Source organism: Mesorhizobium sp. BR1-1-13 (assembly GCF_020165515.1).
Classification (GTDB): domain Bacteria; phylum Pseudomonadota; class Alphaproteobacteria; order Rhizobiales; family Rhizobiaceae; genus Mesorhizobium.
Genome location: NZ_JAIUIH010000005.1, coordinates 322,961 through 337,919 on the forward strand (window position 1 = coordinate 322,961; position 14,959 = coordinate 337,919).

A 14,959-nucleotide genomic window follows, 5' to 3' on the forward strand; every position below is an offset into this window, starting at 1 on the left:
CCTCCCGATTTGATATACCTAGTATACCTTAGCGATTGGAATGAAAAGACCGCGCTTTGCAAAATTGCCTCAGCCGAGGTCGCGCCGGATGTGCGCGGTGAGGATGTTTTGATCGCCGATCGGGCCATGGAAGATCTCTCCGGTGTCGCTGAAATCCGCTTTGAGATACACCGACTTCGCCGCCGCGTTGCGGCCGTTGACCGCAAGCATCAGCTGTCTCACGTCGGGGCGCTGCCGCCGCAGCCAGGAGGTCGCGAGATCCACGCCGGCCCGGCCATAGCCCTTGCCCTGCAAAGCGCGGCAGATGCGGAAACTGTGCAAGGTGACTGCATCTGCCGGCGCCCACGGCGGCAATGCCTGCTTCTCGCGCAGGATGAAGAAGCCGACCGTCTTCCCGGAGGCGACAATTGCAAAGGGGTGTTCGAGCTCTGGATGGCGGCTGTTTTGCAGCTGGTCGAAAACGACGTCTACCGATCCAGCGAACTGTTCCTGTTCGGGGTCGAGTACCAGCTTCTTGATGGCGACCCGATCGCAGACCCCTACGCGGCGCAGGCTGACGCCGCTCAGGCGGGACCTGATCGGCGGCGAGTTCGCAAATGCTGCCTCGGCGGATTTCGATTGTGTCGGCATAGGCTTCTTTTTTTCAGATAGCCGGGCCAGCGGAGGGGTGGGCTGCATCCACAGCATGACTGAGCGCGTGCTCAGCTCGAGATTGGCGCCATTGCATCCAAACAATCCCGCAGCTGGCGCAGGCAAACAGGCCGGCAAGACCGAGGAAGATGTGGCGAGCAGGAACACTCGGCATAAGACTGGGCAGAAGATAAATTAGGACTGCCACAAGTCCGATCGCGGCGTCGATATTGCTGCGGACGCGGCCAACCATCCCGCTTGGCGTGGCCTTGAGTATCGTCACGTCGCTGCCGGCACGAACCATCATGAAGGACAGGCCGATGAGACCCTGCCAAAGCACAGCCGCGGCCAGGGTTCGGGAGGTCGAGAAGACAGCGGTGGCGCCGGCGAGCAGTAGGGTTCCCGTACCAATGAGGAGCCTTTCCCTCGCCATGCCGGAAAGCCAGGCGAGGCTTAGGCTTCCGATCAAACCACCGCCTGAATACATAGCGGCAAGCCATCCATAGTGGCTGGAGGGAAGCTTCAGCTCATAGCGTGCGAAGCCGGCCAGAAGCGCGTTAGAGGCATGCGCCGATGCGTAGACCAGCAACAGGGCAACGCCCGCCAATCTCAGACGAGGACTTGCCACGGTCTCGCGAAGACCTGCGATCAAGTCCGGCGCGTGCAGACCGGGATGCATCGTGCCAGTGGCATCCTTGTCATCGAGAAGGCTGGCGAACACGGCAGCCAGAATGGACGAGGCCGCGCAAACGGTCAGGCCGCCGGTCACGCCGACAAGCCCGAGGCAGAGCCCAGCAATTGCCGCGCCGACAATGTTGCCGATCTGGCTGGAGAAAATGCCGGTGGACACGACGCGCATCAGCGCCCGTGCGCCGGCCAGCTGTATCAGCCCCTGGCTGCTGGGATAGGAGAGCAGTGAACCGACAGAGATGAAGCAGGCGGTGGCGTAAAGGAGGGAGATCGGCGTGTGTTGAGGAGAATAGGTCCAGGTGACCAAGGCTAGCAGGCCCACACCGGCGCCATGGACAGTCTCGCCAATCACGAACACTCTGCGCCGGCGCGAGCGGTCGATCAGCGGCCCGAGCAACGGTCCCACCGTGAAAGCCAGCAATTGCCAGCAGATCAAGACCCTCCCGACCGAAGCGATTTCGCCGGTGATCTGCAGCGCGAGCCAGGAGACCAGGACAATGTACATGCTGCGTGCGCACTGCATGGCGAGAAGCATGGCGTAGATCGGCAGGGTGGACTGGGTCCGGCACAGCACCCTGGGATAAAGAGATTTTGGTGCCTGACTAGGAAATTTCATGGCGCAGCTCCTTGATCGCCTGAACGGTCCGCCGCCCATGTTCACTAACGGTTGCGTGCACACGCCCGTCACGCGCCTGAACTAGCCACTTGCCCGATCGATCTGCGGGCTTGCGAGACCGTTTACAAAGTGTGCGCTAGGCTCCCGCTAGTCGTGCCGGTCGCGGGGACTGGGCAAGTACCTCGTCCAGCGTCCTGCGTCTCCACGCAAAGCGCGACCATGCCGACATCAGCTCGGTTGGTGCACCCACCGTGACGGGACTGGCTGGGGATAGGCCCGGCCAACCGGCAATGGTCTCCAGCCATTGCTGGTCGTAGACGGTTTCGACATACCGGTGTCCCTCGTCGGGGAACATCACCACCACCATCTTGTCGGGGTTGTTGCGCGACCACCACTCGGCGACCCTGTAGGCCGCGCCGCTGGTCGGCCCCATGAAAAGCCCATGTTCACGATGCAGCTGATGGGTCGCGTGAAAGACCTCTGCCGGGGTGAGCCAGTGCACCTCGTCAAACTGGCTGTGATCGACATTGCCGGGAAGGATGTTGCCGCCAAGGCCACTGAGATTGAGCTTGCCACTGGGCTGGCCGAACAGCACGCTGCCCGGCGTGTCGACGCCGATGGCGTGCAGGTCGGGAAACAGCGTCCTCAGGTAGCGGGATGTCCCACTCATGGAACCACCCGATCCGACCGGACCAACCAGACAGTCCAGCTTTCCGACCCGGTCTATCAACTGTTCGGCAACCTTGCCGTAGGAGAGGGAGTTGTCGCGATTGTAGTACTGCGAAGGCCAATAGCTGCCCCTAATGTCGCGCAGATACACATGCAGGCGATCGAGCCGCGACTGCTGCAGCCCGCCGCAGGGCGCCGGACTATCCACAATCGTCACCTCGGCGCCCAGTTCGACGAGACGTTGATGGAGATGGCGATCGAGCGCCCAGTCGCTGACCAGGATCAGCCGGTAGCCCTGCTGAACCGCCAGCATGGCCAGGGCCAGGCCAAAGGTTCCCGACGAAGATTCGCAGATTGTCGCTCCCGGTCTCAAAAGCCCCTGATCCACGGCCCGTTCGAGCATGAACCGGGCTGGCAGCAGCTTCATGAGAAAGAAACTCGCGCCAAAGAGATTTGCGCTAATCGGAACGAGGCGCGGCCCCTCGAAATCCTCCAGTTTGCGCATCAGCGTATGGATCGACATCAATTTGCTCCTTCACGCCCGGGCATCAGTGGCGGAAGATTGCCGGTTCGAAACCGGAGGATCGTAACGCATCTGTCGCGCCGTCGATGTTCATGGGCGCGTTCGGATCGAGTGCATCGAACATCAACCCGACGACAGTGCCGCTATGGGCGACCTGGACGCCTATGGCATTGAACCGGCCGCCTATGGTTTCGATCTCGTCCAGCCCTGGCTTTGGCAAGAAGCGCTCGTTGATCCGCGTGCTTGCGGTCGCAACCCTGCCAAGCATGCGCGCGTCAGCGTGCCTGATGGCCGACCGCAGCAGGCTGCGCAGCGGCCGAAAGGTCTCGATCTCCAGGGCATCATAGCGCGCCGGCTCGTAGGCGAGCGTATCGACCGTCACCTCCGGCGTCGTATCGATGCTGATCAGATCGATGGGCGGCAGCGGCCGGCGGAACGCTTCCATGACGATTCCTTCACGATGCGCAAACAGCACGGCCAGCCGTTTGAACAGGGTGGAGTCGCAGGCCGTTTCCGCGCTGACTGCGATGCGCATGACTTCGTCCGACGCCGCCTCGATCTGCATGCAATCCAGCACCGCCTGGATGCTCGCCAGGACGTCAGCCGTTGACGATCCCATGCCGCGGCCGACGGGGATGTTGCTGTCTATGACGAGCTCGCCGCCAGTTCCGGGGCGAGCGAACCGTGCGATCGTCAATTCGGCGGCGCGCCTTGCCTTCTCGCATGAGCCCGGCAGGACATCGACGTGATCGCTGTCGCTTGTGTTGAAGCGGGCCCTGGATTTCAGCTGACGGCAGGGCAGGGAGACCAGCGCGCGCCGCAGGCGGGCGCCGTCGTCTTCGAACAGGCCTTGGACCAGCTCGCCATGGTGGCCGATGGCCACGCCACATCCCGCCCTCGCTGGCATGAACATTCCCTCGCGAAACAACGTATTAGTTGATACTGATGTAATTCAAAGCGTATGCTGTCAGGAGGGGGGTGCATGGCGCAAGGGTAAACATAACAATCTTTTGTGCTATATACATCGCGCCCGCTTTAATCTATTATTGGCTGACGTTATACATAGGTGCAAAGGCGTCAATCCCAAAAGATCTGCATGAGGGAGCGGTCGTCACCGGCGACACTTGGAACGGAACTGGAGGGATGATCAGGATGGCGTGCGCGCCAGCGCGTATCCGGCGAGCCTGACGGTACGGATCGCGGCGGCGCGCGAGCACTGGCTGAGCAGCTTTCGCAGCTGACTGATGTGGACATCGACCGTGCGCGCGCTAACGCCGCGGCTGCTGGCCCAGGCAACGCCAATCAGCTCGTCGCGGCTGAGCACCTTCTCCGGGTTCTCCAGCATGTGGCGCAGCAACTTGAACTCGATCGGTCCGAGCGCGATCGCCTTGCCGGCGCAGCGAACGCGATGCGTGTCGAGCCGCATTTCAACATCGCAGTATATGAGCGGTTTGGCGCCCTCGGGCGCTGATCCCAGCCCCTGGCCGATGGCGAGGCGCGAGCGCAGGTACTGGAGCAGCTTGGCCGGCGCGAAGGGCCGGATAAAGCACTCGTCGACGCCGGACTGCAAGAGCTGGATGTGCTGCGCCTCCGCGCTGGCGTGGACCAACGCCACACAGGAGAGGGCGCCCGCGGGAGCGTGCTGCTTGATCCGGGCACTCTGTGCCGCCAGATGATTGCCGACCCGACAATCCAGCAACACCGCCTGGAGCGGCCTTTCGGAGGCAAGGGACAGCACGTCCTCGATGGAGGAGGCCAAGGTGCAGGCAAAACCGTCGACCTCCAGGATGTGGCTGAGGAGCAGATAGAAATCCGCATCCTGCGAGCAGATCGCGATCAATGGCTTCATACGGGCAGCTCAGAGTTTTGGCTGCGTTCCAGGTCGGTTGCGCGGATCGGTTCCGTCGCGACGCAATCAAGAATGGCAGATCGGGTCAGGGATGACAACAAAGCCGCGGTGAATGCTCGGATCACGTCAGCCTCTGCCAGCGAAGTGTCTTGCGCCGGCTTTTCTGCGCGACCATATGAATTTGTGGAGCGAATCTACTCATGCTAGAATCTGACCCAGCCGGCGCCCCGACAGCCTCCTCCCTATGTTGAAGCCTGCTTCAAGCACGCTTCTAGCCCCCAAGTTCACAACCCTCGAACCGGCCAGGATGAAGACCAGCATCAATCATTTACCGGAGCACAAGCAGGAAGAGCTGGCCCGCGTGGTCGAAATCCTGCATGCCGAGTTCGAGGACGCGCTGGCCGAAAGCAGCGCGGACTGGAAGAAGAGCGGCCGTATCCTGAAGATTATCCTGTTCGGCTCCTATGCCCGCGGCGACTGGGTGGACGAGCCGCTGACGATGAAGGGATATCGCAGTGATTTCGATCTGTTGGTGGTCGTCAACAACAACAAGCTGTCCGACTTCGCCTACTGGTACAAGGCCAAGGATCGGCTGGAACGCGACCGCGCCATCAAGACACCGACCAGCTTCATCGTGCACAGCCGCCGCTTCGTGAACACGGCGTTGCGCCAGGGGCAGTACTTTTTCACCGACATTCGCCGCGATGGCATTGTCCTCTACGAACTCGATGAAGAGCCACTGGCCGAACCCAAGCCGCTTACGCCGGAAGCGGTGTATGAGACGGCCAAAGAACATTTTGAATCCCGCTTTGCTGGGGCCAAAGTGTTTGCTAAGGGGGCTCAGTTCTATCTGACCGAGGGCGATTACAACCATTCTGCGTTCGAGCTGCACCAGGCGATAGAGCATGCCTACGCAACATTGCTCCTGGTACTCACTAACTACAGCCCACCTTCCCACAAACTGAGTTTTCTCAGAGGACTCGCCGAGGATCAGGATCGACGGTTAGCAGAGGTGTGGCCCCGAGAACAGCAGCGTCATCGCGCTTGGTTCAACACTTTAAACGAGGCATATGTGAAGGCCCGCTACTCTAAATACTACGCTATCAGTGATGAGGCTCTCGTCTGGCTAGGTGGGCGCACGGCAGAACTCCACAAATGCGCCGAAGAGATTTGCCTGGAATATTTAGCAAGAATGAGGGAAGCAGCAGGCGGCTAACAATTATTTTATAAACTCCTACGGCGATCCCAAAAGGCGTCCGAGAAGTTTGCTGAATCGACAGTCCGCTTAGTGCCTCCTCTCAGCCGTTCGATGCATTGAGTGAGCAGCCTGGAAGCGGCCGTTCGAAGAGGTCGCCTCTGCTCCAAAGAATGGCTCGTCAGACAGAGAAGGCTCTCCTGAAGCATCGCAATCAATCGCGATTTCAGATGATCCGAACTCTAAATTGCTCCGAAGGCAGAGGTCGGTGGTTCGAATCCCGCTCTCTCCGCCAGCTGCTTCGATAACATATTGAAAGCGCTCGACAATATCAACGGTTAGGGATGTTACCCCACGCTTTACCCCACATTTTCTGCTGGACGTCTCTGGACCGCGTCGGACTTGCGCATCTCGATTGCGGGCTATAATGGGCTTCGCGAACGTAGCGCGGCTGAGCAATGATCTCGCCCGAAAGGGTTAGAGACCTACAGGCTCCACTAAGCCCAGCAACGAAGAACGTGGCGACTCCTAGCCGCTGAAGAGCTGAGGCTGTTTCGTTGAACAGAGACCGATATCGCGGGAAGTCGGGCAGCGCGATTGCAACCTGTGCTGTCGGATGAGCCGACTGCATCCGCAGCGCCTTCAACAGGGCATGAGCAAACCAATGCTGTGCCTGCAGCGAAGGATTCGTCGGCTTCGTTTCGCTGCTCCGATTCGGATCGCGGTAGCCACGAGAAGGGTAACCCTTGACCTCAATCATGATCTCTCTTTTGAGACGGACGGCATGAATGTCCAAACCTCGCTCTTTTTTGCCGGTGTCAGCTAGGGAGATGATCGACCAGCCTTGCTGGAGCAGATAACTCGCAACAGCATTGGCGACATTGCCTTCCCAAAACCACTCCGCGGTGGCGTCAACAGCGCCGTTGGACTGCATTTGCTCCTTGGCTTGCCCTGAAGGAAGTGGATCGCCCTGAATTCCCGAGGGATAGTTTGCTAGTTTGCCGCTCGCATTCGGACGTCTCTCCACCACCCCTGCGTTAGCCAACTCGCGGCAAATCTGATTCACAGTTTGGCGCGGAGTGATCTTGAGGGCCGTCGAGATCTGATCGTCGTCCCTTCCCGGGAAACGCATGATAAAGTTGGCGATGCGCGCTCGGTTGTCCATCAGGCCGAACCTTTGGCCTTCTTTTTCCGGGCCGCCGCGATAATCCTCTTGGTGTTGGCTGCGCTTTGCTTCAGCATCTTTTCACGCTCGGCGAAGGCTCGTTCGAGGACAGGCCTCGGATCGTATCGGCTGTAGTCGCGCATCGGTATGCCGAACTTGCCCCGGAGTTCCGTCGCAAGGTCGAGGGCAGCGATGCCGAGCGTTCCGAATTGGAAGGCGCGTTCCTCGTACCATTCCTCGTAGTCGGGAGGGCACGCGATGTGCTGCCCGACGAAACCCATCGACTGCCGTGCTGACGCGATTTCATTAGGTAACGTCAGGATGCGGTACATCAGGCCACTGTCGATGCTTTTCCAGTTAACGTCAGCAGGGAATGCCAGTTCTGGCGCGTTCACGTCGGAGTGGCGGTAGCCCTCTGCGTCCGACGAACCCTTGTCGGCGACGACGTCGCAGCATGCATACACGAAAGGATCCAACACCGCGACGATACGAACGGCAAGGTATGCGGCATGCCTGTCGCGGTCCTCCTTCTTGAGTTTTGTCTCTCTCCCGAGCGCAAGCCAGCTGCCGAAATAAGTCACGGCAAGCGTACCAAACGCGGTGGCTCCAACCGTAAGAAGCGTCACCCAGACGTTCGGATCAGCCACGCTTATCACCTTTGTAGAGGGCGGTGTTGTAGCGATATGATGCCCACGCCACCGCCACTGAGGTGACCACCGTCGACAGCGAGAGCATCTGGTAAGCGGCTGCGATCTTGTTCCCGCAGCTTCCTAAGCATGTCGGCTCGAACGCGGCGTAAAGGGTGGCAAGCGCCGACTGCAGGAGCCACAGCGCGAGACAGAACACCCCCACGGGAATGATCGTCGCCCATTTGATCTTGCTCACGTTGTCCCTCTTGAATGTGCGTCCAGGTGGATTTTAGAACAGCCGCTGCTGAGCCTTCTCGAATTCAGTGAGTTCGTCGAGCCGGATCACGCCCAGCAGCTGCCATACCTGTGGCCGTTTGGCTTGGTTTCCCACGGCGAATGCCATGCCTTTGGCGGGATATTTGACGTTGAACGTTTCATCCATCCATTGGAGTACTTCCGCCTCCGACTTTTTCCGACGGCCGTTGTAGAACATCGCATGGGCCTCCCAGTCGCCGTTTGCGTAGGTGTGTTCCGCCTCTTGGTCCCTGAACTTGAACTTAAATTCGAAGGGGGACGGCTCAAGCGTCTCCAGCTCCTTGTCGAGAAGTGAGCCCTGCCGGGCAGCCTTGGCGTATGCCTCGCGCTCTTCGGCGAGTTCGGCAGCGGATTTTCGCTTCCAGAAGAACCGCGGCCGGATTGGCCTAATCAGCGCGAGAGAGCGGCCTCGGCGCGCGGCCTCAGCGACGGACGGAAGTATCAGAGGGTCGAACGTCCGCGACCGCTCCTTTTCTGGAAGGCTGCCAACGACCTTGATGGAATCTTCGTGGACGTGGCAGCTCTCCTCGCGCTTGTCTTGACTAGGCGTGGAGTGCCGGAATTCGACTTGATCCCAGCGTTTGAAGCTGCTGTTTCCGGCGAGATGTCGAAACCGAATGGGATAGAGACGTTTCCAGTGTCCGTCGGAAGTTACCCCGGCGCAGCAGACAGTCTCACCGTAGCGTTTGCTGGGCTGCGGCAGCGCCTTTACGAGGATTGTGACGCGGCACGCTTGAGGCGTTACGGACATAGCGTTCAGGGTCGTCTCCGTAGAGATTCATGACCTTGAAATCGTCCGACACCGTCATTGCCTCCACGACGATTGACCTGTGGCAGGTCACCGGATCGCGTTCGAAGCACAGTAGGCACGTCGGCTTTTCCCCCGCCACGTCCACCAGCTCCTTGAGGGACGACTGTGCGTCGTCGGTATCAAGGTGTGCCGAATAGATAGCACGGAATTTATTGAAGAGTCCTGCGCGAGCTGCGTCCCTCCCCGGCTTTGGATCGCCGAGATCGATGAAGTGCATGTATTCGATGCCCGCTTCTTCTAGGCGGGACGAGAGAGCCTTCTTGGAAAAACCCTTTTTGCGAGACAGGGCAACTGCGCGAACGTCCGCAACACACTTCACGCCGACGGCCTTGAGGGTTGAGACGAAACGGTCAATGTCTGTGCCCTCGTATCCGATCGTGTAGACGACGCTCATCATGACTTCCCTAGTTCCATGAACGCATACTTGCATCCGGAGCTTGCGTCGACCTGTCAGGGCAGTGATCGTGCGTCACAGATTGTTTCATGGTCTCTCCGGCAGCTCAAGGCGTGAACAGCAATCCACCTGGCTTTAACGGAGTCACGGTCGTCAGATGGGCGGCCCCGTCCACGGGTCGCACTGCTCTTCAATATGGCTCACCAGTTCCACCGAACTGTCCCGCATCCGGACAATGTACTCGGAGTTTATCTCCGAAAGGATGCGGCCCAAGTTATCCTTACCGTCTCGATGGACGCAGTGGTGCCGGTCGATCATGCACTGTTTCAGGATTGCGCTCGACGACTGATCAGCGAGCATGTCGAACCCCAGCGCCGCCTTGTAGAGGTCGGCGACCAGTTCGAGTTCGTGATAAAGAACGCTTTTCAGATGGGTTGTGATCTTATCTGCCACCAGATTCGGATTTCCTACGAAGGCTTCCAGCGGGTACTTTTGAGTTTTGAGCGTAGGGTGGTTGAGTACCAGTGCCTGCGGCAGATGTGGCTTGCTGGTAACAAGCGTGATCAGGCGGTCGGCCAGGTAAGCTTCTAGGATGGCGACGTGCTGTACCAACATCATCCGGTGAAACATCGGATAGTCGGCTAGGTGGCGCGAGTTTTCCGCTATCTCGTCCAGCCTCTCAATTGAATTGTTGTATCTCGCATATGGTTCGTGGGGCACGTATGACTTGAGGAAGTGGAGGTACTGGTACTCATCGTAATCGCTGATACCTGCTGCTTCCATTTCCTCCTGAATCGCCTCTAAGTAGAGCTCTTTCACCTTGCCCATAGCAGCATCTCCCAGCCATACGTCGTTGCGCGAAGGTAAAGACCTTTGCCCCTGATGAAGCGAGTTCGTGCCCATCACCCCTGACATCGCCGATCCAGGTGGCTGACGATTTGCTACCTGTGGCTACTGTTCCTTTGTTCGAAAATCTAGAACCGCCGATCTAATCCTCGGTCGCAACACATTCACGAACGTGTTTACACGGTCTGCCAACCACTCAAACGCTCTCTTGCGCACATCTGGTTGATCGAGAGAGCCGGGCGTAAGAGAATCGCGGATCGTTGGTCGTCCGTCCCTTTCAACGATACGCGCAGTTTTCCCCAATTCCGGTTTTATTTCGTCCCACTGATCTGTCACGACTTTCATTGCATATTCACCGGCGCTGTTTCGCGATGACGACAGGAATACTCCCACTTCGTTTTTATGAGCATCGCGGTAGGCGGTCAGCCAGCTGCTTCCGTTCGGGGCGGGGAACATAAACGAAAGATGCCCAGCACGACCGGGCTTAGGAATTGACTGCTCCGGATCATCCAAATGAAAATCAGAGAGGAATTCAGCCCAAAAACGTTGGCGGGCATCACCGAGTATGGAAACGGCGGCGTCGACCTCTTCATCGGACGATCCGCCGGATGATTCAGCGACATGATAGCCTTCTGGGATTGCCAAGACCTCGCGAGTTATCACTTCGGTGCGAGCCAGGATGCGAGGAACTACCAGCCTGCTACCGTCGGGCAAAACATAGATTGGAAGTTCGACCAAGCCCATCGAGAAATGAAGCCCGGCATGAGCTAGCAGATATTCTGTGATCGCCTCCACGCCCTCTCTTATCCCGTCTCCAACGATCAGAAGTAGGAACCGCCCCAGTCTGAGATTTTTTGTGAGAGCATCGTTGAATTCGATTTCGTCGATGTCGCTTTTGGCCTGCCTCAGCAGGTCTAAAAGGGGGTTGCCATCTCGCTTTAGGTTCCGCCTAACCTCTCGCTGCAGATCGGACGATGACCAGCGCGTTATTTCTTTCGCGTAGTCGAGGATTTGGCCAACCACCTCACGCCTGCCCTCTGGATTGCGCCAAAGTTTGCATTCCACGATGACGGGCAGCCCCGAGGCAGTCATCAGCATATTGTCGATCGGTCCAGCCGAGGTTACTAGCTCTCTGCAGATCGGAATCGCTCCGACAAACACTGGGTCAATTTCTGCGATTGGAAGAACGTCAGGATGCGAGTGTATCAGGGCCTGAATTTCTGCCTCGATTACGGCGTCTTGGCCGCTTCCCAGGCCTAGCGGGTGAACCCGTTTGCTCGGTCCGCCACTCACCGGCACAAATATTGGAATTCCTTGTTGTCTGGCCATTTGGAACGGGTTCTTTTGGAATGCTTTTAATCGGATGTCGAAGCGTTAGCACGGCTACATGAAGCTGCGGAAATCGTACACGTTATCTACGATTTGCGGGTTCTGTTGGATGATGTCCGCGAAGGTCTTCGAGTACACGAGGGTGACCGGGAGCTTTTTGTAAAGCGTGTTGTTGTTCCAGTCCATCTTTGTAAGGCCAATGATACCGGCACACGTATCGTGCCATCCTCCACTGCCAGCAAATCTGCGGACAAGGACAGGGGACGGGGTGGGCTTCAGCGCACCCTCCTTGTAAATGTCGTACGCGGAATTTTTAAGGTTCACGCCGCGCACGCTGCCCTGCGTCCATAGAAGAGCCTCGTCTTTCTCGACGGGAATGTACGTTCCTCGGCTGACCGGGTATCCGAACGGCAGTGGGGGCCTAGCAGTGTTAAATCTGATGCCCTTCCAACTTACGCCCTTGACGATCTGGACAAGCTCAACCTCGGTGCCGTCGCGAAAGCTGTCGAGGGCCCCGAGAATCTCCTCTTCCTTAAACTCCGTGTTTTTGTGAATGGTGATCTTCTTCGGCAACCTGCCAAAATAGCCGCGCTGATAGATTTCAAGGCTTCGCGAGAGCACTGACTGCATCTCGTAGTAGGACAGATATGGATTCTTGCTTCTGTCCTGCGTAAACTCGCGAGCATCGTAGGCGACAAACTGGAACCCTGTGCCATCGGGGTCAAACACTTGACTGCAGCAGGTGCTATATTCCGTGCCGGAAGCGAGCCGCTTAAGGGCGTAACTAATGCCAATGAATGCCTCATCCGGGTTCAACCCCGTGAGTTTCCATGGTACCCCACCTGCCTTGGAGTAGATGGCGACGCTTAGACCCCACATCACGTTTGACCGGCAGGTGCGGTCAAAACTTGCCTGCCGCAGAATCTGAACCGGGATGCTAGAGGGCGCGCAAAACGCCTTCAGATAGTCATGGAAATCAAAACCCTCATCCTCGAAGCATGCAGCCCAGGACGGCGGAAGGTAGATCAGCGCAACGTCAAAGCGCGAGCGGACGGGACGAAGCTGCGCGATGCATTGGAAGAGGCTGCGCGCAAGAGCACGCTTGTCCTGCCTTTGAGCGTGAGCGTCGAGCTCATCCGAGAATGCGAAGACTAGATCGTCATCCACAGGCGCAATCGGAACCCGGAAGACTTTCTCAAATCCGGGATAGTCGGGGTAATATGCGGGCACCTCGCGTGTCTTCGCGCCATTACCCAGCTCTGCTACAAGCCCGCGCAACTGGCCCACCTTCCCGCCCGGCGCGAGCAAGGCGAAGCGGACCGACGTTGGGGTGCCGTATTTCAAGCCGTATGGCCCGTGGTCAATCAGTCCCCGCAGCGGGTGTTTGTCGAGCCCGCCCTGCGCGAACATAAGGTCCGGTTCAGGAATCGTCGTGTATCCTGGGAGCTCACTGCTATTTGCCGTCATGATGCCAGCCTGCGCGTGTATGCTGTTCGCGGCTGAAGTATGAAGACCGGCGTTTCGAGGGTCGTGCCACCTTCATAAGCGGCGACGGTGAAAGCTGCCTTACGATCATGGTCGCCAAGAAGCACCGAAAGCCAGCCATCGAGGATGTCATTGTAGAGTTTGTTGTATCGGTCCCCACGCCGCTTGTCGAGAAAGCCTGCGGCTAGCGGGCGGGCTCGGGTTGGCCAAACCCAGATATCCGGGTCGAGCAGGAGCCAGTTTCTCCCATCTATTGTCTGAATCGAAACACGAACGGATTCCGCCCAGAAGACCTTTTCCAGTTCCGAATTCTCCTCGTCAACAAGCGTGAACAGCCCAGCAATCTGCCCGGTCGTCCTTCCAACGACACTTTGCAGCGGAGCAAGTGCCGATTGATCGGCGCTGTGCGCATCTGCTATCAAGTTCGAGCCCGATTTGTTCGTTCGGGTTAGCAGCGGCCTTCTGCGTGCTAGCGCCCGGCAGACAGCCTCTTCAAGGAACTGCTTCAGGTAGAGGTGATTGCTCAGATCGGCAATCTTGGACGAAATATCGTGAGGGGACACGGACACGACATCCGGAAAGTGACTGCGGATAAGTGCTTCTTCACCCCAGCACAATGTCGTGTCAGATTTGGTGAAAATCAGCCTGCCTTCATTCGCGCTCGCCGCGGAACGCAGGTCTTGCCACTCTTTCAGGCCTTTGAACTCCACCGCCTGGCATTCCATCGGCAAGCTGATCGGCAGGGCATTCATTCTTACGATTTGCCCGCCGCCGGCAGCGGGCAAAGGAATGTTGACGCTCGCGCGATGAGTCTTTTGAACCTTCGCGCTCATCTCCGGCTCTTTGCCATCCATGTTGCGCCATAGACGCAACATCAATGCATCGAAGGTATCGACTTCGACGAACGATGCCTTTACCCCGACGCGCGCCGCCTCTTCAAGCAAGCGGTCGACAGCCGGCAGTACAGGCGCGTTTTTCATGCCCGTCCAATAAAGACCGTGAGGAAATGGATTCGGCGTCGCCAATGCGGAATGGAGGAGAGACATAACGCTCGCATCGCGCCCACTGTAACCCGAGACAATGAGACCAAAGCGATTTGCCGCATTCAGCAGGGCCTTGGACAAATCGTCATTTTGAGAGGCGAGGTCGCTGCGCAGGTTCTTGATGCTGTCGTGGCGGAAGTCGCCGTGCAGCTTGCAGTAAAATGGAAACTCTTCATTGCTGACGGCGCTGTTTGCCGATGCAGCGCCTTCGAGATGATAGGCCGAGAGGGATTTGCCGCTCACTTCTGCGACAGCCCGTTCAACGACGCTATCGAAGTTGGTCGTAAAGACGGCTCGGGCGCGCCCTGTGGCTAGAAGCGCCCCGAGGACCCGATTGCCAACGGAAAGCGTAACCTTGTCTTCTGAAAGAATGCCCATCAGATACTGGCGCTGGCGCTCTTTATCCTCTCCGAAGATATTCTCGAAATACGTCGTGTATTCTGTCGGGTCGCCTTCAGGCGGAAAGCCTTTCGATTCCAAATAACTCTGGATGCGTGTCCTTATCGCTCTTAGTTGAACATCCTGTCGGGATATCTCCTGGTTCTCTTCCCGGCAATATTGCCGTCGCTTCAAGTCCCAGATGATGTCCCAAGCTGTGGGCAGGCCGGCCACTGCGGATGTTCCTGCTCCGATGAACCAGGCAAATTGTTGGGGCTTTGCACAGAAAATGCTCGTGAGCTCATATTGGTCGGTCACATCTGCTCTTTCTGGCTGAGCGATTCGCCAGCCGCGCGCCTAAATAACAAACAGAACAGAAAAGATAGGCGCTG

General features: G+C 58.1%; 15 protein-coding genes. 1 reads left to right on the forward strand and 14 read right to left on the reverse strand.

The features are described 5' to 3' along the window. Positions 1 to 69 precede the first annotated feature (69 nt). The 5 genes from LB533_RS15095 to LB533_RS15115 all read right to left on the reverse strand — a co-directional run bounded on the left by LB533_RS15095 (position 70) and on the right by LB533_RS15115 (position 4,977). Positions 70 to 687 carry a GNAT family N-acetyltransferase gene (locus LB533_RS15095; protein ID WP_224677571.1) on the reverse strand — a complete coding sequence of 206 codons (618 nt, stop codon included), beginning with the start codon at positions 685 to 687 and terminating at the stop codon, positions 70 to 72. Next, the gene (locus LB533_RS15100; protein WP_224677572.1) at positions 644 to 1,936 is read right to left on the reverse strand and encodes an MFS transporter; all 1,293 of its coding nucleotides are present in this window, start codon (positions 1,934 to 1,936) and stop codon (positions 644 to 646) included. Before LB533_RS15100 ends, LB533_RS15095 begins: the two co-directional genes overlap by 44 nt. A gap of 136 nt (positions 1,937 to 2,072) precedes the next feature. Continuing rightward, positions 2,073 to 3,128: a pyridoxal-phosphate dependent enzyme gene (locus tag LB533_RS15105; RefSeq protein WP_224677573.1), complete on the reverse strand. Its 1,056-nt coding sequence runs from the start codon at positions 3,126 to 3,128 to the stop codon at positions 2,073 to 2,075. 25 nt (positions 3,129 to 3,153) lie between these two features. Beyond that, a complete protein-coding gene (locus LB533_RS15110) occupies positions 3,154 to 4,011 on the reverse strand; it encodes a GHMP kinase (protein ID WP_224677574.1) in 858 nt (285 codons plus the stop codon). A 264-nt stretch (positions 4,012 to 4,275) separates the two neighbouring features. Further along, on the reverse strand, positions 4,276 to 4,977 hold the full coding sequence (locus tag LB533_RS15115; RefSeq protein ID WP_224677575.1) for a response regulator transcription factor: 702 nt from the start codon (positions 4,975 to 4,977) through the stop codon (positions 4,276 to 4,278). A 307-nt stretch (positions 4,978 to 5,284) separates the two neighbouring features. Here LB533_RS15115 and LB533_RS15120 point away from each other — a divergent pair, with 307 nt between their 5' ends. Then, positions 5,285 to 6,193, forward strand: a complete 909-nt coding sequence (locus LB533_RS15120; RefSeq protein ID WP_224677576.1) for a nucleotidyltransferase and HEPN domain-containing protein — start codon at positions 5,285 to 5,287, stop codon at positions 6,191 to 6,193. Between the two features lie 310 nt (positions 6,194 to 6,503). Here LB533_RS15120 and LB533_RS15125 read toward each other — a convergent pair whose 3' ends face one another. The 9 genes from LB533_RS15125 to LB533_RS15165 all read right to left on the reverse strand — a co-directional run bounded on the left by LB533_RS15125 (position 6,504) and on the right by LB533_RS15165 (position 14,885). Then, entirely contained in the window at positions 6,504 to 7,337 is an 834-nt protein-coding gene (locus LB533_RS15125; protein WP_224677578.1) for a MarR family transcriptional regulator, read from the reverse strand. Next, complete coding sequence (locus LB533_RS15130; protein WP_224677579.1) at positions 7,337 to 7,984, reverse strand: hypothetical protein; 648 nt, start codon at positions 7,982 to 7,984, stop codon at positions 7,337 to 7,339. The genes LB533_RS15125 and LB533_RS15130 overlap by 1 nt, the downstream gene beginning before the upstream one ends. Beyond that, a complete protein-coding gene (locus LB533_RS15135) occupies positions 7,977 to 8,222 on the reverse strand; it encodes a hypothetical protein (RefSeq protein WP_224677580.1) in 246 nt (81 codons plus the stop codon). Before LB533_RS15135 ends, LB533_RS15130 begins: the two co-directional genes overlap by 8 nt. A 33-nt stretch (positions 8,223 to 8,255) precedes the next feature. Then, entirely contained in the window at positions 8,256 to 9,032 is a 777-nt protein-coding gene (locus LB533_RS15140; RefSeq protein ID WP_224677581.1) for a hypothetical protein, read from the reverse strand. Further along, complete coding sequence (locus tag LB533_RS15145; RefSeq protein WP_224677582.1) at positions 8,956 to 9,486, reverse strand: DUF488 family protein; 531 nt, start codon at positions 9,484 to 9,486, stop codon at positions 8,956 to 8,958. The genes LB533_RS15140 and LB533_RS15145 overlap by 77 nt, the downstream gene beginning before the upstream one ends. A 153-nt stretch (positions 9,487 to 9,639) precedes the next feature. Then, entirely contained in the window at positions 9,640 to 10,314 is a 675-nt protein-coding gene (locus LB533_RS15150) for a hypothetical protein (protein WP_224677583.1), read from the reverse strand. Between the two features lie 123 nt (positions 10,315 to 10,437). Further along, on the reverse strand, positions 10,438 to 11,430 hold the full coding sequence (locus LB533_RS15155) for a hypothetical protein (protein ID WP_224677584.1): 993 nt from the start codon (positions 11,428 to 11,430) through the stop codon (positions 10,438 to 10,440). Between the two features lie 285 nt (positions 11,431 to 11,715). Then, positions 11,716 to 13,128, reverse strand: coding sequence for an argonaute/piwi family protein (locus tag LB533_RS15160; RefSeq protein WP_224677585.1), 1,413 nt, complete (start codon positions 13,126 to 13,128; stop codon positions 11,716 to 11,718). Continuing rightward, entirely contained in the window at positions 13,125 to 14,885 is a 1,761-nt protein-coding gene (locus tag LB533_RS15165; RefSeq protein ID WP_224677586.1) for an SIR2 family protein, read from the reverse strand. The genes LB533_RS15160 and LB533_RS15165 overlap by 4 nt, the downstream gene beginning before the upstream one ends. Between the last annotated feature and the right edge of the window lie 74 nt (positions 14,886 to 14,959).